This is a genomic window from Corynebacterium sp. HMSC056E09 (assembly GCF_001813425.1).
Lineage (GTDB): Bacteria > Actinomycetota > Actinomycetes > Mycobacteriales > Mycobacteriaceae > Corynebacterium > Corynebacterium hesseae.
In genome coordinates, this window is sequence record NZ_KV812490.1 from 316,630 (window position 1) to 335,911 (window position 19,282).

The 19,282-nt window shown below is 58.5% G+C and carries 15 protein-coding genes; 5 read left to right on the forward strand and 10 right to left on the reverse strand.

What is annotated here, in order from left to right; translation table 11 throughout:
* Positions 1-26: 26 nt before the first annotated feature.
* Together HMPREF2912_RS04420 and lexA are read right to left on the reverse strand one after the other, a co-directional pair.
* Positions 27-809 carry a DeoR/GlpR family DNA-binding transcription regulator gene (locus tag HMPREF2912_RS04420; protein WP_070683414.1) on the reverse strand — a complete coding sequence of 261 codons (783 nt, stop codon included), beginning with the start codon at positions 807-809 and terminating at the stop codon, positions 27-29.
* Between the two features lie 367 nt (positions 810-1,176).
* The gene (lexA, locus tag HMPREF2912_RS04425) at positions 1,177-1,899 is read right to left on the reverse strand and encodes a transcriptional repressor LexA (protein WP_070683416.1); all 723 of its coding nucleotides are present in this window, start codon (positions 1,897-1,899) and stop codon (positions 1,177-1,179) included.
* Positions 1,900-2,655: 756 nt separating this feature from the next.
* On the opposite strand from lexA, the gene nrdR reads away from it, so the two are divergent.
* Positions 2,656-3,114 carry a transcriptional regulator NrdR gene (gene nrdR, locus HMPREF2912_RS04430; protein ID WP_010190258.1) on the forward strand — a complete coding sequence of 153 codons (459 nt, stop codon included), beginning with the start codon at positions 2,656-2,658 and terminating at the stop codon, positions 3,112-3,114.
* Here the strand turns inward: nrdR and hrpA are convergent.
* The gene (gene hrpA / locus HMPREF2912_RS04435; RefSeq protein WP_070683418.1) at positions 3,111-6,986 is read right to left on the reverse strand and encodes an ATP-dependent RNA helicase HrpA; all 3,876 of its coding nucleotides are present in this window, start codon (positions 6,984-6,986) and stop codon (positions 3,111-3,113) included. The genes nrdR and hrpA overlap by 4 nt on opposite strands.
* Before the next feature lie 108 nt (positions 6,987-7,094).
* On the opposite strand from hrpA, the gene HMPREF2912_RS04440 reads away from it, so the two are divergent.
* Positions 7,095-8,171, forward strand: coding sequence for a hypothetical protein (locus tag HMPREF2912_RS04440; RefSeq protein ID WP_070683420.1), 1,077 nt, complete (start codon positions 7,095-7,097; stop codon positions 8,169-8,171).
* Positions 8,172-8,312: 141 nt separating this feature from the next.
* Here the strand turns inward: HMPREF2912_RS04440 and HMPREF2912_RS04445 are convergent, their stop codons facing one another.
* On the reverse strand, positions 8,313-9,272 hold the full coding sequence (locus HMPREF2912_RS04445) for a hydrogen peroxide-inducible genes activator (protein ID WP_070524467.1): 960 nt from the start codon (positions 9,270-9,272) through the stop codon (positions 8,313-8,315).
* A 173-nt stretch (positions 9,273-9,445) separates the two neighbouring features.
* On the opposite strand from HMPREF2912_RS04445, the gene HMPREF2912_RS04450 reads away from it, so the two are divergent.
* Both HMPREF2912_RS04450 and HMPREF2912_RS04455 read left to right on the forward strand, forming a co-directional pair.
* Positions 9,446-10,039: a peroxiredoxin gene (locus tag HMPREF2912_RS04450; RefSeq protein ID WP_070524465.1), complete on the forward strand. Its 594-nt coding sequence runs from the start codon at positions 9,446-9,448 to the stop codon at positions 10,037-10,039.
* Between the two features lie 43 nt (positions 10,040-10,082).
* Positions 10,083-10,616, forward strand: a complete 534-nt coding sequence (locus tag HMPREF2912_RS04455) for an alkylhydroperoxidase, AhpD family (protein WP_070524463.1) — start codon at positions 10,083-10,085, stop codon at positions 10,614-10,616.
* A gap of 110 nt (positions 10,617-10,726) precedes the next feature.
* Here the strand turns inward: HMPREF2912_RS04455 and HMPREF2912_RS04460 are convergent, their stop codons facing one another.
* The 5 genes from HMPREF2912_RS04460 to HMPREF2912_RS04480 form a co-directional block, all read right to left on the reverse strand.
* The gene (locus tag HMPREF2912_RS04460) at positions 10,727-11,437 is read right to left on the reverse strand and encodes a VIT1/CCC1 transporter family protein (RefSeq protein ID WP_070563157.1); all 711 of its coding nucleotides are present in this window, start codon (positions 11,435-11,437) and stop codon (positions 10,727-10,729) included.
* A 104-nt stretch (positions 11,438-11,541) separates the two neighbouring features.
* Complete coding sequence (locus HMPREF2912_RS04465) at positions 11,542-11,919, reverse strand: hypothetical protein (protein ID WP_070563338.1); 378 nt, start codon at positions 11,917-11,919, stop codon at positions 11,542-11,544.
* A gap of 28 nt (positions 11,920-11,947) precedes the next feature.
* Positions 11,948-12,973, reverse strand: coding sequence for a PTS sugar transporter subunit IIC (locus tag HMPREF2912_RS04470; protein WP_369816036.1), 1,026 nt, complete (start codon positions 12,971-12,973; stop codon positions 11,948-11,950).
* A 167-nt stretch (positions 12,974-13,140) separates the two neighbouring features.
* Entirely contained in the window at positions 13,141-15,714 is a 2,574-nt protein-coding gene (locus HMPREF2912_RS04475) for a DEAD/DEAH box helicase (RefSeq protein ID WP_070683422.1), read from the reverse strand.
* A gap of 102 nt (positions 15,715-15,816) precedes the next feature.
* Entirely contained in the window at positions 15,817-16,836 is a 1,020-nt protein-coding gene (locus HMPREF2912_RS04480) for a PAC2 family protein (RefSeq protein WP_070521987.1), read from the reverse strand.
* A gap of 349 nt (positions 16,837-17,185) precedes the next feature.
* On the opposite strand from HMPREF2912_RS04480, the gene HMPREF2912_RS04485 reads away from it, so the two are divergent.
* Positions 17,186-18,340, forward strand: a complete 1,155-nt coding sequence (locus HMPREF2912_RS04485) for a DUF4192 domain-containing protein (RefSeq protein ID WP_070596686.1) — start codon at positions 17,186-17,188, stop codon at positions 18,338-18,340.
* Here HMPREF2912_RS04485 and galE read toward each other — a convergent pair.
* Positions 18,297-19,280, reverse strand: coding sequence for a UDP-glucose 4-epimerase GalE (gene galE / locus HMPREF2912_RS04490; RefSeq protein ID WP_070596688.1), 984 nt, complete (start codon positions 19,278-19,280; stop codon positions 18,297-18,299). The two genes, HMPREF2912_RS04485 and galE, sit on opposite strands and share 44 nt — an antisense overlap.
* Positions 19,281-19,282 lie beyond the last annotated feature (2 nt).

Here is a 19,282-nt window from a genome sequence, read left to right on the forward strand (position 1 = left end):
CTGAATTGATCTATGGGTGAAAGCGCCTATTTTTCCGCGGCGACAATCACTTCGATGCCGTGCTCGCGCAGAGCTTCAACGTAGGAATCGGGGGCGGCGGCGTCGGTAATGACGACATCAATCTCATCGAGTGATGCAAAGCTGACCAAGTAGTCGTTGCCCAACTTCGATGAATCACACAGCACGACAACGCGGTGTGCATTGGTGACGAATGCTGACTTGATAGCCGCCTCTTGCGAATCGGCCGTGGAGAGCCCGTGGTCAATGGTTAGAGCATTGGTTCCGATGAAGGCGACATCGGCACGCATCAGGGCCATGGTGCGAAGCGCAGTGTCACCGACGACGGCCTGGGTAATCGCGCGCACGGTGCCACCCAGCAGCTGGACGTCAGATACCCCGTTGCTGGCTAGTGAAAGAGCGATCGGGAGACTATTCGACACAATGCTGAATTGCCCGGCCGAGTAGCGCTGGCCTATGAGATCGGCAAGCGCATTCGTGGTGGTTCCGGCATCGAGAAAGATGCTGCCGCCGTCGGGAAGCTGCTCCAGTGCGGCGCGTGCGATGGCCATCTTGGCGCCTGTGGCCGAACGTTGGCGAGTATCAAGGGTGAATTCGGCGGTCTGGAAGGATTGGGAGGCGACTGCACCGCCATGAACTCGGTGCACAACTCCCTCTCGGTCCAAGACTGCGAGATCGCGGCGAATCGTCTCAGCGGTGACATCGAAGCGCTCGGAGAGCTCGGTGACATTGACTCGTCCTTCTACAGCGGTCAATGACGCAATTTGTCGGCGACGCTCTTCTGCGTACATGGTTCCTCCAAATGAAGTCTGCCTTGTGGTGGTCACTGCGCCCGCCGGTGAAGGAAAAAGGGGCTGGGGCGTGTGAACGAAAAGAACAACGGATGTTGTGGCGATACTTCTATTGTCCCACTGAATGCGAACAAAACGGAACTAAACAAAGAAAAGCTCACATCGGATGCGTGCCTTAGTCATTAAAACCCACGTTTGTACTGGGAGTATCTGAATGTGTGATCTCGGACGCTAAAACGGTCGAAATCGGGCATGTACACACACAAGGGGGTAAAAAGAAACAATCCCCCAGTCCGGTTCGCCCGCACCGAGTGGGTGATTGGTGTGGAGCGGGGAAGGTCTGGGGGAGCGCTGAGGTGGATGGTTTCTAGAGTTTGCGGAATACGGATACTACTTTGCCCATGATTTCGGCTTCATCGCCCTTGATGGGCGAGTAAGCGTCGTTGTGGGGGAGGAGCCATACACCGGAAGAATCTCGGTGAAATTCCTTCACGGTCGCTTCTTCACCATCCAAAAGTGCGGCTACGAACTCGCCTTCTTCTGCAACAGACTGCGAGCGAATGATGACCCAATCCCCGTTGAGGATTCCCGCATCCTGCATTGAATCGCCCACGACTTGCAGCATATATAGTTCGCCGCTGCCCAGGATTTCACCCGGCATGGGGAAGTAGGCATCGATGTTCTCCTCGGCGGTGATGGGGGAACCAGCAGCAATGCGGCCCACAACAGGAATGTAGTTTGGGGTGGCGGCGTCTTCGGGTGCGTCAGGGGTGGAGGTTCCCGATGGTGCGATTGTCTGCCCGGTCTTTCGTCCGGGCTTTTTGGGGTCGTCGGCGCCGGGGAAATGGCGCACATCAACAGCTCGTGGCTTGTTTGGATCGCGGCGAAGGAAGCCCTTCTCTTCCAGCTGCTTTAACTGATAGGCCACGGACGAGGTGGACTGGAGGCCTGTTGCGTCACCGATTTCGCGGATGCTTGGCGGATAGCCGCGCAACATGACGGCGTCATGGATTACTTCCAAGATGCGGCGTTGGCGAGGGGAAAGTGAATCGAGGGAAGGGTGGTCGCTTCGCTTCGGATTGCGGGCCATTCTTGCTCCTAGGAACTGTCGGGGTGTGCAGAGATGATGTGCGCGGCTTTGGCGTGCCGGACATAAGTGGGAGTGGGCTGCTGGTGATACTTCCGCTTCCCTTTTTAGCACGGAAAGAAAAAATGTTCGACTAACGCCGCCCGAGTGTGGACAAATTTTCGAAGGCCTGCTATAAATCGAACATACACACCAAATCGAACGGTTGATCGAAGGTGATGTTCGAAGATGTCGGGCTTGGTTCGTACACTTCGGGCATTGTCTCAATGAATAAGGAAGACCTAGAAAGGAACCGTCATGGCTATCGCATTAAACAATGCCTCTGTACTGCGCGGGGTGTCCCTCGAGAAGTCTAGCAATCGGGCTGTGCTAGTGCCGCCAGCGGCGGTCTGGGATCCCGCTCAGTCTCGGTCGCTCACGTCTGATGCCCCGCGCAACCTTCCATATGGGCCGTCTCGTGTTCGAACTCTTGCCGTAAACGATAGAACACAGTGCCGTCCGGAAATTCCGGTGAATTCCCAGGTTTCGGCGGCCGGGGCAACATCGGGCAGCCGTCGTAGTCGGTCGAACGTAGGTAACTATGTGCTCGGAGCAGTCTTTGGCGCCGCGGTCTTCATCGGCACAGTATGGGGTGGCCTCAGTATCGATAGTGAGGTTGACAGTGCGAGCACCTCTTCGTCCACGACGGTCGTGTCTTCGCGCTAGAATTCCTTGGGCCAGCAGCATGTGCGCATTGGTCGAAAGGAAGGATACGGCACTGTGTATTGCCCGTTCTGTCACAACGAACAATCACGCGTTATTGACTCGCGCGTGATCGACAGTGGAACCTCGATCCGGCGGCGTCGCGAATGCGCCGCGTGCAAAGGTCGCTTCACCACCATCGAGAAAGCAGTCTTGTCAGTAGTCAAGCGAAATGGCTTGGCTGAGCCTTTCAGCCGCGACAAGCTGATCCGAGGCGTCAAACGCGCATGCCAGGGGCGCGACGTTAGCGATGATGCTTTGAAGAAGCTCGCTCAAGAAGTTGAAGAGACCGTGCGCAGTCACGGCTCCTCGCAAGTAAACGCCAATGACATCGGCCTTGCCATCCTGGAACCTCTGCGAGATCTCGATGAAGTGGCCTACCTGCGCTTTGCGTCCGTGTATAAGTCTTTTGAAAGCGCCGACGACTTCGAATCAGAAATCCGCCTCATGCGACGGCGCGACCGCGATAGCTTTTAACGCAATTTATCCACTGCCTTTTGGATTCTCCTCAAAGACACCGCGTGGGCAGTGCCCAGGCGTTGTGCGAAGAGCGATACGCGCAGTTCCTCAATCATCCAGTAGATGTCTTTAACCTCACGCGTCTTTTCACGGCCATGAGGCAGGGAACGCAACCGATTGGCCACATAGGCTTTGGCCTCGTCGACGTCTGCCTGCCGGTCAGCATCGCGGTCCGGGTCCACGTTCATTTCCTCAAGTCTGATGCGCGCGGCCTGGATATAGCGCGGTAAATGGCGCAGGTGCTGGATCCCGTGGACGGTGATGGCGTGCGCGGGCAACAGGAAATTGAGCTGGGCCCGAATATCATCGATGGCCGGCCCCTCCCAGTGCCTCAGCTCAGCATTCAGATTGGAATACTCTGCCAGGCCTGGCGCAATTGCAACGACTGCCTGGCGCACTCTGCCCGGGACCTCCGGTTTGACCGCGTTGAGCAATGCATTGAAGTCACCGGGGGTGCGCACGGGGCCGCCCTTTTCCATCATGATGTCGCGTACTGCGGCAACCCGGGCATCGCTGACAAGTCCCTCCGCCCCGCCGTGGGGGTAGGAGTCGACGGCTACCCGCTGCTGCAGAGGAAGCCCTTTGACCATCTGCTGCGTATTCACCGTAATTTCCCGGAGCAGCAAGGTTAGGGTGGTGGTGATCATGGAGGCGTCGGCAGCCGCCTTGGTGGGATGGACCTTGAGCGCCACGCCGTCCTTGGTCGCTACGAGCGCGGGGTAGGCGGTGACCTCGTGTCCATCAACGACGGTTACCACCTCCTCATCGATGGTGCCGAGTGTATCCTCCGTCCATTCCTTGACCGCAGTGGATTCGGCGGCGCGGCCAACGCGTGAGACCGAGGAGGAAATGTGGCCGGCTTGGCGTTGAACCAGAGCCTGCAGGTTGCGGTCTGAGTCGATGACCTTGCCCCGCTTGTCCACTGCGGCAAAGTTCATGCGCAGATGCGGAGGGAGCTGGTCGGGGCGGAAATCGCCGGCATTGATGCCTTGGCCGCCCATCTCTTGCAAAACCGCAGCGAGTTGCTCGGTGAGTGTGCCCTCATAGGGCAAGAGCTTGGGCAGTGCGCGTTCAGCGAACTCGGGTGCCGGAACCACGGTGCGTCGAAGAGCCTTCGGCAGCGAGCGAATAAGCTCAGTTACGAGCTCTAGGCGTAGGCCCGGTACCAGCCAATCGAAGCCTTCTGTGTCCAACCCCGCGAGGAGCGGGACGGGAACCATGAGTGTGACACCGTCGAGCGGGTCTCCCGGCTCGAACTTGTAGGACAAGTCGTAGTCGATGCTTCCCTTCAACCAGCGGTCGGGGAAGGCATCTTCGGTGACATCGTGGTCCTCCTCAAGGAGCGCTTCTGGGTCGAAGTCCAAGGAATGTTTGTTCTTCTGCTTTTTCCACCAGGAATCGAAATGCCGGGCGGTGGTGACAGACGCAGGGATGCGCTGATCATAGAAATCGAAGAGAGTGTCTTCGTCCACGACGAGTCCGCGCCGGCGGGCCTTCTCCTCATATTCGGAGGCCTCGGCGAGTTTGCGCTTGTTGTCGTGGAAGAAGTGGTGGTGGGTGGTCCAGTCGCCGTCGACTAGCGCGTTACGGATGAACATATCGCGCGCTGCCTCAGGATCCACGCGGTGATAGGGCACGGTCCGGTCGGCGACAACAGTGACGCCATAAAGCGTCGAGCGTTGGGTGACGACCGCAGAGCCGCGCTTTCGCGACCACGTCGGGTCAGAATAGTTGTGCTTCAGCAAATCCTTCGCCAGCTTTTCAACCCATGCTGGGTCGATGGCAGCAACGTCGCGCGCCCACAGGCGCGACGTTTCCACCAACTCAGCCGCCATGACGAACTCGGGCGGTTTCTTTGCCAGTGCCGATCCGGGGAAGACGAGGAAGCGGGTATTGCGTGCACCAATGAACTCCTTAGAGTTGCCATCACGCGCGCCGATATTAGACAACAGTCCAGAAAGCAAGGCCATATGGATGTCATCGGGGCGACGCTCTGTGCTTTCCTGGGCTTTCCACCCGAGCTGCTTGGCGACGTCCCGCAGCTGCCGCACCAGATCGAACCACTCGCGGATGCGCATATAGTGCAGGAAGTCGGCCTTCATCCGTTTGCGGAAAGCATTGCCGCTCATCTCATCGCGAGCTTCCTGGACAAAGTCCCACAGGTTGAGCATGGCCACAAAGTCGGAGGTTTTATCCTTGAAGCGGGCATGTGCCTGGTCGGCTTGAGCTTGCTTGTCGCTCGGCCGCTCGCGCACATCTTGGATCGTCATGGCAGCAACGATGACCATGACGTCGTGGAGACACCCGGAAGTCTTGGCCTCGACCAGCATGCGGGCCATGCGTGGATCTACGGGGATGCGGGCAAGATCGCGGCCTATTCGGGTCAGGACAGGTAGTCCGTCTTTTTCTTTGCCCTCGAGGGCGCCCAGTTCGTGCAGAAGAAGTAGGCCGTCTCGTACGGCCTTCGGCTCAGGGGGTTGGACGAAGGGGAAGTCAGCAATGTCACCAAGGCGCAGCGAAATCATCTGTAGGATGACGCTGGCCAGGTTGGTGCGCAGAATCTCGGGATCCGTAAACTCCGGGCGGGATAGGAAGTCCTGCTCGCTGTACAGCCGGATGGCGATGCCATCCGCAACGCGGCCACAGCGGCCCGAGCGCTGGTTGGCGCTTGCCTGGGAGATCGGCTCGATGGGGAGGCGCTGCACCTTGGTGCGCGTGGAATAGCGCGATATACGCGCCGTTCCCGTATCCACGACGTAGCGAATGCCTGGCACCGTCAATGAGGTCTCAGCAATGTTGGTGGAGAGCACGATGCGCCGTCCGCGGTGCGAGCGGAAGACGCGATGTTGTTCCTGGTTGGACAGGCGTCCGAAGAGCGGAGTGACCTCCACGTTGCGCCAGTGGCGCCCCTCGATGGCCTCCATGGCGTCGCGGATATCGCGCTCTCCGGGGAAGAAGCACAGAATATCTCCTTCGCCTTCGGCCATGAGCTCCTCGATGGCTTCACAGAGGGCGTCGAGAGGATCGAGGTCGATGGTCTTGCCGCCCGATTCGACCTCGAGCGGGCGGTAGCGGATCTCCACGGGGTAGGTTCGCCCGGAGACCTCGATGATGGGTGCAGGTTTGCCCTCAGCGTCCGCGAAGTGTTCGGCGAAGCGCTCGGGATCAATCGTTGCTGAGGTGATGATGACCTTCAGATCCGGACGCTTGGGAAGCAGCCGCTTGAGGTAGCCCAAGAGGAAGTCGATGTTGAGCGAGCGCTCGTGTGCCTCATCGATGATGATCGTGTCGTAGGCATTGAGGAAACGGTCGCGCTGCATTTCTGCCAGCAGGATGCCGTCGGTCATGAGCTTCACGGCGGTGGTGGAGGAGACTTTGTCATCGAAGCGAATGGCATAGCCGACTGTCTCCCCGATGGACTGATCAAGTTCTTCTGCAATGCGCTCGGCGACGGTACGCGCTGCTAGTCGCCGCGGCTGGGTATGGCCAATGAGCCCCCGCCGGCCGCGGCCGAGTTCCAGGCAGATTTTTGGAATCTGTGTGGTCTTTCCCGAACCGGTTTCACCAGCGATGATGACCACCTGATTCTTTTCGATCGCCGCGGCGATATCGTCGCGGCGTCCGGTGACGGGAAGCTGCTCGGGGTAGGTAATCGGCGGCACGTTGGCATCGATGGTGCTCACCTTGTCTTGGGCGGCTGTGATATCGGCCTGGATCGCAGCAAGGGCCTTAGGAGAGCGAGCCTTGCGCAGGCGGCGACGGAATGCGCGCTCATCACTCAAAGAAACTGTTGTGAGAGCGCCGTAAAGATCTTCGCGAGTAGCAGTCATAGTTGACCTAAAAGTCTACTCGGAAGGCTATTCGCTCACAGGTCCAGGTAGAGAAATTGGTACCCTCGTGGTGACTGTGTGAACAATGATTAAAGAAGGGCACAATCAATGACTAATCCTTTTGGTTCGAATCCGGAGGACAACGGCTCCAACGGAGGGTTCGGAAGCAACCCGCAGAACGGCCCCGGTAATTCCTCCGGGAACACAGGTGGACTTCCAAAGTATGAACCCACCAGCCACCCAGAAGACCAGGCTGGTTTCGGTCAATCCGGAAACTATGGCAACTATGGCAACTATGGCGGTGGAGCTTACGGCTCTCAGTCCTATGGTGGGTACGATGCTGGCCAGCCGGGTTATGCCGGTGCGAGCTATGGGAATAGCTCCGGTCAAGAGGGCCTCGGCCCAGGTGCCGGTCCGGCCTATACGGGCCCAGTCAGCGCTATCGAAGCGATCAAATGGGGATTCAAGGCCGCGCTCGGCAACGCACTTTTGTGGGTGCTGGGCGCCGTCGTCGTGCTTGCTATTCAGTTTGTCCCACAAATTGGAATCAGCGTTGGTGCGCAGAACGCCGATGGGGCGGAGACCTCCGTCATGTTGGACCTCTTCTCCTTCGCGGTGTCCATCCTGTCCTTTGTCATTTCTCTGGTCGTCTATCGTTTGGCCTACCGTGAAATCGATAAGCCGAGCCCCACATGGGGAACCCTGTTCCAGGGAGTTCGCTGGGTGCCGCCACTCGTAGTGAACCTTGTTTTGGGTGTTCTTGTCGCGATTTCCATCGTCATCGTGGTCGTCGTTCTGTTTGTTGTCGGCCTGGGTGGAGTCTCTTCGATGGATCTCCAGAATCCGGAGCAACTCAGCCAGAGCGATGTTTTCGCGCTCGTTGGCTCCATCTTTGGTGGGCTCCTTGTAGTGATGTTGATTGCGCTGTTTATTCAGCCCTTCTTTACCCTCATGCCCTGGTTGGCAGCCGATACTTCCTCGATCGGCGAGGCTTTCTCCCAGGGACTCAAGCTGGGCAAGGAAAACTACAGCCACCTTTTGCTGTTTATTGTCCTGTCTGGCCTCTTGGGTTTCGCGTCCCTTATTACCTTGGGCTTGGCTCTGATTATTATCGCGCCGGCCCTTCAGCTGGCGACAGCGCACCTGTGCCGCCAGTGCCAGGGTCGTTATGCTCCCGCAGCTTAAGGTCTAAACCAGACCTATAACGCAACGCCGCCTAAGCTTTCCGCTTGTTTAGCCACCGCCTACCGAGGCGGGCCGGGCTACAAGAGGTAAGCCAAGGGCGGCGTTGTAGTTTTTAATGCCATCAGAGTTGGGGGGCTCGAATTACGAGGTCGGGAAGAGGGCTCGGGAGCGTTCCGCAGCGTCCTGGAAGGCGGCGGTGACCAAAGAGCCAAAGGCGCGAAACTCATCAGCGCGGGCAGCAGACGATCGGAAAACGAGTCCAACCGGGCGCTCCGCTGTTACCGTGGGGGCGAAACGGGCGACCGCAAGCTGCGGGTTTTGGCATTCCGTTGCGAGCGCTGATTCAGGGACAAGGGTAGTGCCTAGATTTCCCATGACGAGCTGCAGGATAGTGGTCAGCGACGATGCTCGGGTGACGGCATTGGTGGCTTCGGAGGGGTTTACCTTGGCGCGACGGCATAGGTCGAGGACTTGGTCGCGGAGGCAGTGGCCGTCGTCAAGCAGCAAAAGGTCAAGGTCTGCAAGCTCTTCGAGTGTGAGATCCTCGCGCCCCGCGAGCGGGTGTCCTGCCGGTGTTACGACGGTAAAGGATTCGCTATAGAGAGGAGTCTCGACCATCCCGGTGGCCTCGGTGGGCAGTGCGGCCACAGCGAGGTCTAAGCTGCCCTCGCGCAGCTTGTCTAACAGGTGTTGAGTCTGTTCCTCGACGAAGCGTGGTTCCAGATCAGGGTAGGTTTCGCTGATGGATTTCAGCAGCCCCGGCAAAATATAGGGTGCGATGGTGGGGATGATTCCGATGGTGAGGGGGCCAGTTAACGTACCGCTTGCACCGTGGGCTTGGCTGAGGAAGGCATCGGACGCTTCGAGCGTTGCCTTGGCGTAGGGGAGGAGCGCCTCGCCGGTGGACGTCACGATGACCTTGCGGGTAGAGCGCTCGATGAGCTGGACGCCCAAGCCTTGTTCGAGGGCGACGAGTGCTTGGGAGAGCGAAGGCTGGGAGATATCGAGTTTGGCGGCCGCGGAGCCAAAGTGTTTGTTCTCCGCAATCGTGACGAAGGTGCGCAACTGGGCGAGGGTTGGGCGATACTCCTTATTGTTCATGCCTATAACTCTAACATCTCTAATTCGTCGGGCCTATTGACGTGCGAGGGGGTTCGTGGCATACTTAACAAGCGAGCGGCTGCGTACCAGCTAAAAGGCAAAATGGTGTGCGGTCGTAGAGATTTACATCACTTTTGTGCATTGTTGTGACTATTGAAGGAGTTGAATCTTCTATGCCTATCTTGACCGTTGGTGAGAAGTTCCCAGAGTTCGAACTGACTGCGCTGAAGGGCGGCGACCTCCACGACGTCAACGCTAACCAGCCGGAGGATTACTTCGAGCAGGTGTCTTTGGACAAGTACCAGGGGATGTGGAAGGTTGTATTCTTCTACCCGAAGGACTTCACCTTTGTGTGCCCGACTGAGATCGCAGCCTTCGGCAAGCTGGATGAGGAATTCCAGGACCGCGATACCCAGATCCTCGGCGGCTCCACCGACAATGAGTTTGCGCACTTCAACTGGCGTGCAACCCACCCGGAGCTGAAGGAAGTCCCGTTCCCGATGTTCTCTGATATCCGCCACGACCTGATCCGCGCCCTCGGTGTGGAGAATGCCGACGGCGTTGCTGACCGCGCAACTTTCATCATTGACCCGGACGGTGTTATCCAGTTCGTGTCCGTGACCCCGGACGCTGTCGGCCGCAACGTTGATGAGGTTCTGCGTGTGCTCGATGCGCTGCAGTCCGAAGAGGTTTGTGCCTGCAACTGGGAGGCTAATGACCCGACGAAGAACATCGACAAGCTCGAGGTCGTTCAGTCCGCACTGTAAGACATCGCTAAGCACAACCGTCCAACCATAAAGGAGTTACTCAGTGTCCATCGACAACCTGAAGTCCGCACTTCCGGCGTATGCCAAGGATCAGAAGCTCAACATCGGTACGCTCACGCGTACGACCGAGCTGAATGAGGAGCAGCTGTGGGGCAGCTTGGTCGCTGCCGCGGCCGCCACCCGTAATGATCTGGTCCTGAAGGAGATTCTTGAGGAAGCCCGCGAGCACCTCAGCGAAGAGGCAGTTGACGCAGCTCTCGGCTCCGCCACGGTGATGGCTATGAATAACGTGGCCTACCGCGCAAAGAGCTGGTTGGGCGATGATTTCGCTCAGGTCAAGTTTGGTCTGCGCATGAACATCATTGCTAAGCCTGGCGTAGACAAGGCAACGTTTGAGCTGTGGAGCACCGTTGTCTCTGCTATCAATGGCTGCGAGCACTGCTTGACTGCACACGCCAATACTCTGTTGGAGGAGGGCGTGACCAAGGAGCAGATTTGGGAAGGCGTCAAGGTCGCAGGCGTTGTTCAGGCTGTGGCGCAGGCGCTGCAGGCTGAGGCTGTGCGTTCCGCTGAGTAGATAAACAGCATGCCTTCTTAGGCGCACGATAGAAAGTCCCACTCCCGTGATTATGTACAGGGGAGTGGGACTTTTTGTGTCTCAAAGGGCTGGGGGCGGTTTGCGGCCTTCTAGCCGATGACCCCGCCGAAGGCAACGCCGATGCCATAGGTAATGGCTAGCCCGAGCGCTCCACCAAAGACGAGGCGGAAGACGGAACGTGCGGCATTCGTACCGGCGAGGCGAGCAGACACGTAGCCCGTAATCGCCAGGGCAATGAGAGTGACCACGGCGACGACTGCTGCGGCCATGCTCATCGGGGCTATGAAGATTGATAGGAGGGGCAGCGCTGCACCGGCAAGGAAAGATACTGCCGACCAGAAAGCGGCGTGCCAAGGGTTCGTCAGGTCCTCACCATCGATTCCCATTTCCAGCCTCAGGTGTGCCTCCAAGAGCCTATCTTTGGCGGCGATCTCATGTGCTGCAGTGTCTGCGGTAGTGGTGTTCATGCCGTAGTCGGCCAACATAGATACGAGTTCGGCGTGTTCTTGTTCAGGAAGCTCTGCCAGCTCGCGGGTCTCCTTGGCTATCATCATCCGTTCGGAGTCACGCTGCGCTGACACCGAGACATATTCTCCCAGCGCCATCGACGCGGCTCCCGATACGGTTGCGGCCAAGCCGGCGATAAGGATGGCGCTTGCCGACGCCCCCGACCCCACGACGCCGAGCAGAAGTGCAGCGACGGAGACGATGCCGTCATTAGCGCCGAGAACTCCCGCCCGAAGGGAATTTAACCGCGCGTTGTGTGAATCGCCATGGGGCTCATTGGCATGGTGTGCCATTTCCAGCTCCTTGAACCCTAGAGAACTGCTCTTACTCCAGTATCGTCGCTGGTCAGAGTCCTGTAAAGCGTGTATAGGCTTCGCTGTGTGTAGGGAGTGAAGGCTTAGGTAATCGTTCCGGTCCACTCACCGCAGGGGATGCCGTCCACTGACAGGCTCATCGTGAAGACTTCTTCTTTTAGATTAAAGTGGGCGGTGGGCAGCGTGATTGCGAGTGCCTCGGGGGAGTAGTTGTATTGATAATCAACTGGGCGGTGGGCGTCCCTCGTGTCTTCTCCGTATGAAGCGATCTCCATCGAGCTGAGGTTGGCTTGCTCGAAGTAGGCGATGAGCTGAAGGTCGAGGGTGTGCAGCTTAAAGACGACGTCACGGTGGTGGGGCATGCCCCCGAGGAGCCAATGCACAGTGACTGAATCCTCGTGTGTCTCAAAACGAACGCCGGCAAGGTGGATGCTGGTGGCTGGGGAGTTTGGGTTAGTCATAGTGGCGCCCACTGTACTCCCCATGTCGCTACTTGAAATCGAGGGAAAAGTATTCAGATTTGGTTAAGTGCAGAACCTTTTCAAAGAGCCAGCAAAAGAGCAGCGCAAGGGCGAGGGGAAGTACGACATAAACGAAGGTAATGATCATCACGTTGCCGGCGCTCCATCCCCACCCTTCGTAATTGAGGGCCGCCAGCGGGCCCATGAGGCCGGATATTCCGAAACCGGCGGAGATTGGTGTGCCTGAGATCCCTAGAGCGCCACCAATGCCGCCCAGGATTGCGGCGGAGCAAATGACGGGAAGGAAGGTGACCGGCTTGGACAACATATTGGCCATCTGTACTTTGGGAGAGCCCAGAACATGCAGGATGGAGGTGGCGAAGCCGTTGACGCGCCAGCCGGCAACGAGGAGCGTGAACCCTGCGGCAACGGCCCCGAGGTTGGCGGTGCCAGAGGCGATGCCGTCGATAAAGATGGCGGTAGCAATGCCGACGGTGGAGACTGGGGAGACGATCATGACTGCAAAAAGAACGGCGAGGACTATGCCCATGAGGACCGGCTGCAAAGTTGTCGCACCGTTCACGAGGTCACCAAGCCACAGCGTAAAGACCTTGACGATGGGGAAGGTGACAACCCATCCGATGCTGCCCGCAACGAGCGTCACGATGGTGGAAAGCAACAAGATGGAGTAGTTCTTGAGCCTATCGCCGATGAAGAGGAGCAAACCAACTGCCATGGCTGCGGTTAATCCAGAGTTGATGACGAGCCCGGTGCCTTTGAGGAAGAAGCCGCCTTCGGGATTGACGGTGGCCACCCCGGAGCCGCAGAAAGAAGCAATGCCCACGGCTGCGGTCTGAATCGGCGTCATCTTGAATTCGATGCCTACGAGGACACCAATCATCACAGGTAAAAGGCTGGCGGCTAGACCCGTCAGCGCTATTACGGTGGACGCGCCGGACCAGAAGGGGAGCAGTGCCTTGGCCAACTCGCCGAGCAAGGCCTGCGGGACGAGCGACACGACGACGGCGATCGAGATGCCGTTGAGAACCTTCATGGTGAAGGATCCGAGGGTGAGATGCTCGGCCGCGGGCGCGGCGCTAGCGTGAGGGATGGGGGAAAGCTGGCGTTCGTCTATCTGCTGTGGCGTGCTCATTCCCCAATCATACGCATAATATGCGGTTGACGGAGAATAATAACAAAGAAAGGGAGTATTTAAATTCCCTAGTATTCCACGCGTAGTTCGGACAGCCGGACTTCACCAGCCTCATCGGAGGCATCCAAATCGACAGTGCCAACGATGTGGTAAGAGTTGTCCCCCTCTGGGTCCTTGAGGATCTGCCGGACGGTCCACGATCGTGAACCCCCAACGCCACGAGCCCCTGCGCCCTTGTCGCCCTTGTCCAGGACAAAGTACTCCGGGCCCCGTGCTGCTGGCCCAGTATCGATGTCATCGTAGTCATCGAAGTAGTCATCGAGAGCTTGGCCAAAGTCGGGGATCTCCTCCAAATAATCCAACAAATCTGCCAAGCGATCTTCCTTCTCCAAGGCAAAGAGCTGCGCGAGCCGGAAGAAGTAGTTGCGCACCATGATGCCAAAGGCACGCTGATTGGCTGTCAAGGCAGTGGGATCCTCAACGCCGAAGGCCAATTCGCGGTCCAAATCCGCCTGGGAAATGGGGGAGTCCTCGCCGGCCATTTCAGCCCACTCGTCGACGAGCGAAGAATCAACCTGGCGGATAAGTTCTCCGAGCCAGACGATGATGTCTTCGAGCTCCTCGGTAAGGAACTCGGCAGGGATCGACTGCTTGAGCGTGCGCCAAGCATCAGTGAGGTAGCGCAGGATGACGCCTTCAGAGCGGGCGAGTCCGTAGGTGGCGACAAGGTCGGAGAAGGTCATGGCGCTCTCTAGCATGTCGCGAACCACAGACTTAGGACGCAGCTCAAATTCCTTGGCCCAAGGATTGGTTTCGCAAAAAGTGTCGTAGGCCTGCTCCAAGAGCTCTTCGAGTGGCTTCGGCCAGGTGATGTCTTCCACGATGGCCATGCGTTCGGTGTAGTCCACCCCGTCTGCTTTGAGCGCCGCGATCTCCTCGCCACGGCGTTGCTTTTGCTGAGCAATTAGGACTTGGCGAGGATCATCGAGCACTGCCTCGAAGACCGAGATGACGTCGAGGGCATAGGTGTCCGATTCCGGATCCAGCAAGGTGAGTGCCGCCAACGCGAAGGGCCCCAAAGGTTGGTTCAAGGCGAAATCGCGCGGCATTTCCCGCACCACGTGGTACGGGCGTCCATAGATGTCGAGACCCTTGGTGGATTTTTGGACCACGCCTGAATTGAGAAGCCCTCGAAACAGGCTCAGCGCCGTTAAGATGTCTTCGTTCTGGCGCGCACGCGTGTTGTGGCTCGTACGCAGCAGGTGTTTTAGGTGTTCGTAACCGTTGCCGTGGCGGGCGAGCACATTGAGCAGCATGGAATTGGAGACTCGGAATTGGGAAGTGAGCTGCTCCGGTTCGGCGTCGATAAGCCGGGCATAGGTCTGTTCCGACCACGAAACCTCGCCATCGCGCGCGGACTTCTTCTTCAGTTTCTTTAGGCGCGCCGGGTCATCGCCCACGCGCCGCCGCGCTTTGGCGTTTTCGATCTCGTGCTCCGGCGCCTCTACGACGACCGTGCCTTCCGTGTCATAGCCTGCTCGGCCGGCGCGACCGGCAATCTGGTGAAACTCGCGGGACTTGAGGATCCGCTGACGGGTTCCGTCATACTTGGCCAGGCCCGTCATCAACACCGTGCGGATCGGTACATTGATGCCAACACCTAAAGTGTCGGTACCGCAGATGATCTTGAGCAGACCCTTTTGGGCCAACCGCTCCACCAAGCGCCGATACTTCGGCAACATGCCGGCATGGTGTACACCAATTCCCTTACGAAGCAGCTTAGACAGGTCCCTGCCGAACGTCGTGGTGAATCGGAATCCCGCGAGCTCAGCGGCAATGGACTCCTTCTCCTCTGAGGTGATGATCTTTGACAGCGACGTCAATGCTTGCGCGCGCTCTGAGGCCTCGCGCTGGGAGAAGTGGACCACGTAGACAGGTGCCTTGCCACCAGCGAGCAATTCCTCGATGGTTTCATGGACAGCGGAAAAGACGTAGGAGAAGTCCAACGGGACCGGGCGGGTTGTCCCAGCCACGAGCGTCGTCGTGCGTCCGGTGCGCTCAGTTAAGTCCTTCTCCAGCCACGTCGTATCGCCCAAGGTCGCGGACATGAGCAAGAACTGTGCCTTCGGCAATTCCAACAGCGGAACCTGCCAGGCCCAGCCGCGATCCGGCTCGGAATAATAGTGGAATTCATCCATGACCACCTGATCGATGGCGGCTTCCGCGCCATCTCGCAGTGCAATATTGGCGACGATCTCCGCGGTCGCAGCAATGATGGGCGCGGAACCGTTCACCGTGGCATCGCCGGTCATCATGCCAACGTTTTCTGGGCCAAAAATCTCACAGAGAGCGAAGAATTTCTCGCTCACCAAGGCCTTGATAGGGGCGGTGTAGAAGCTGCGCTGCCCTCGCGCTAAAGCTATGAAGTGGGCGGCATTGGCTACCATGGACTTACCGGATCCGGTAGGCGTGGCCAAGATGACGTTATCCTGCGCGAGGATAGCTAAAGAGGCCTCTTCCTGCGCCGGGTACAGCGAGATTCCACGGCCGGAGGTCCACGATAAAAACGTGTCCCAGATGGCCTCATCAACCATCGACTCGGGGACTTCGGCGAGATCGGGCAACATCTGAGAAAGGTTCACCCGTCCCACCTTAGGCGAAAGCCTTAGAGCATAAGTCTCCGCCCTGCGGCTGTGAAAGACCGAGACTCCTCGACAGCCGCGGCGTGCTGAGCTTATCTGAGGTTAGACGTCATCGTCCATGTCTGAGCCGGGGCCCTCGTCGCGCCCGTAGTTATCCTCGCGGTCGTCGATGTCTTCAGAGAGGATATCCGGGTTGTCATCGAGTCCGGCAAGGAAAGCCTCGAAGTCAGCCCCGATTTCCTCGCCCGTAGGCATGTGCTCTTCACCCGGCATAATGGCCTGCGGATGGCGGGAACGGTAGCGCTCCATATAAGCGTCGTACTGCTCTTCCAACTGGCGGACCACGCCCGCGATCTCTTCAGAATCCGTCACCTGCTCCTCGAGCTGCTGGTTGACGCGAGCCACGTCTGCCTCCAAGCTACCCAAGGGAATGTTGAGGTCGACGGCTGAGGCAACCGAATCCAGAAGACGGAGCGTGGCCGCTGGATAAGGCGAGGCCGCCAGATAATGCGGCACATGCGCGGTATAGCCGGCCACGCGGCGGCCCTTCTTATCCAAGGCACGCTCAATATACAGGGCGGCTGCGCCGGGGACCATCATGGTGGATTCCATGCGTACCATAGAGTTAAGGAGTTCCGGGGCATTGCCGTGCGCAGTGACCACCGTGGGGCGGGTGTGTGGCACCGGCATGGGCGCGGAGTAGAGCATGATGGTGTTCTTGATATCGAACTTTTCAACCAAGTTCACTACCGCATCCGTAAAAGCCTCCCACCGCAAGTCCGGTTCCGGTCCGGACAGCAGCAAGAAAGGCGTGCCGGAATTATCCCGCAATACCTTGATGCCCAAATCCGTGTTCTCAATCTCCACGGTGCGGTCATGGTCGATAGTGACGGCAGGGCGGCGTGAACGGTAGTCAATGAGTTCGTCGTTATTAAACGAGGCCAGCTGGCGGTTTTCCAACGCGGCTTTGAGGTGATCAGCACTGGCTTCAACGGCCTGGCCTGCATCGGCGTAGCCATTCATGGCAACGATCATTGTGGGGCCTGCGCCTGGAGTGGAATCATCCTTGACCACTGGAGCGGGGTACTCCAGCTCGTACATGCGGCGCTGTTCTTCCTGCATGGTTGTGACTCCTCCTTCTAGCCGTGTGCTTGTTCTCGAGCGTACGACCTCAATCAGTGTTCTGTGACATGCAACGCTTAAGGCTTACCGCCTATTCCCAGAGGCGACTGGGCGTCCGGGGCGAACGCGAAGCTGGTCCGTACACGCGGGGCTCCCGCAGGGAACCAGTGATGATCGTTCAAGCATGCCATATGGAGGCTGGTTGTGCCAGGATTCCACTTGCTGGGTGTGGAAAACCGGGCTACTTCCAGTGGACTGCGCACTAGCCCGGACTCGTTATCCACAGATGTGCCGTGGACGGTCTTAGTGCTCTAGCGAACTGAGGTAAGTGTGGTTCAGGCTACAAGGTATGAACACACTCTCAACGCATACAGACCGCACTCCACCGATAACGACCCCAGGTCACCTCCTCGCAAACATCCCTGGCCTCCTAGGCTTCTATCCCACTGAATCGGTGGTTTTCATGGCTATCGATACCACCCCGCGAGGCCCAGCCATGGGCCCGCTTGCTCGCGTCGACATTGCTGATGCCCAAGGGGCAGTAGCGGACATCTCGCCGTTACTGGCCGAGCACGCCCGCGAAGGTGTGTTTGCATTCCTTATTTCGAAGCGTCCCCTCACCGAGCTCAGGGAGGTGGCTCACTGGCTATATGGCCTAGACCGCGCCGAGGACGGGCTGGAGGTCGACGCTGCGTGGCATACCCGGGAAATCACCAAACATGAGGCTTATGTCTTGCTTCATGGAACCGTCAACGCGGATGGAAGCGGGCCAATGAAGAAGTGGGTTGAGGGGACAATACCGGCGCTGACCGACGCCCCCTCGATGCGCTCTTGCGTCGACCACAATGTTGTACCGGAGCTCAATAGGGAGGAGTTCTTTGCTGTCTTTGCCGCAGGGAACCAGTATCTGGATGCTGCCGAAGCCGATGCCTTGGCGCGGCAAGCGCGAGAAACGGCGACGCAGTATCGTGCGCAGGTAGCAGCTGTGCGGGGAAAGAAACGAAAGGACCTCTTGGATCACTTGCTCGACGATGCTCGGTGGGCGCTTCACCAGGTGGCCTCGGTGGAGGAGGCTGAGCAGGACAGTGAGCTGCTGGCAACCTGTGCTGTGTGGCTGTCAACGACGTGGACGCGCGACCTTGTCGTGAACGTGTGCGCGACGTCGGGCGAAAAGGGAGCGCATCTCCTTCTGGCGGCGGCGCGGACATTCGGCGGCGAGTTGCGGGCAAACGCGCTGACTCTCTTTGCGCTGGCGCAGCTGGAACAGGAGTGGGATATCCTCGCCGGCCCTGCATTGCAGCTCGTCGTGGAAGAATTTCCCAGCCACCGCCTAGGCTCACTCCTGTGCCAGGCATACCGTCATGGCCTGCACGAAAAGATTCGGGACTCAATTCATACAGGCGCCCTCAAATCCTATGAAAACGCTATAGGGGAAGGGGAGGAGCATTCAGAGGATGCGGCTAGCGATGCGCAGAATGTGCCCGCTCGCCGAGCTGCTGGGTGAAGTTCCACGCGTCTGTCACGATGGTGGTTAGATCGGTGCGGCTGGGGTTCCACCCGAGCTCGGATTTGATCTTTTCCGAGGAGGCCACGAGTGTTGCGGGATCCCCAGCGCGGCGAGGTGCAAGCTCAGCCGGGATGGGGTGACCGGTTACTTCGCGGCAGGCCTCAATGACCTGTTTGACGGAGTAGCCATCCCCGGAGCCAAGGTTGTAGATGCGGTGCGTTCCTGCGGCGTTGCTCTCCAGCGCTAGGACGTGGGCCTCTGCCAGGTCTCGGATGTGGATGTAATCCCGGACCGCGGTGCCGTCGGCGGTGTTGTAGTCATCGCCGAAGATGAAAATCTTGTCGCGGTGTCCCAGCGCTACCTGCAGGACGAGGGGAATGAGGTGGGTTTCTACTTCGCGGTTTTCTCCAATGGTGCCGTAGGCTCCGGCGACATTGAAGTAGCGCAAGGAGGTCGCCCCAAGGCCGTAGGCAGTGGCATAGGACGTGATCATGTAGTCAATTGCGAGCTTGGACGCGCCGTAAGGATTCGTTGGCTGCGTAGGCATCGACTCGGTAATTGGCACTTGCGCTGGCTCGCCGTAGGTTGCCGCGGTCGAGGAAAAGACGAGGTTTGTGACCTCGAATTCCCGCATGGCGTTCAGGAGCGTCAGCGTGGTTACGACATTATGTTGCCAATAGTCAGCGGGGGCTTCAACGGATTCACCGACGAGGGAACGCGCCGCAAAGTGCAGCACGCCGTCGAATCCACCTTCAGACAACACCTCACGGGCGACATCAGCGACGTCGCCTTCAACGAGACGCGCCTGCTCTGGGATGGCCTCGCGGTTGCCGGTAGAGAAGTTGTCGATGATGGTGACGTCGTGGCCTTTTTCAACCAAGACTGCCGCGCACACACTGCCGACATATCCGGCACCACCGGTAACTAACAGCTTCATCG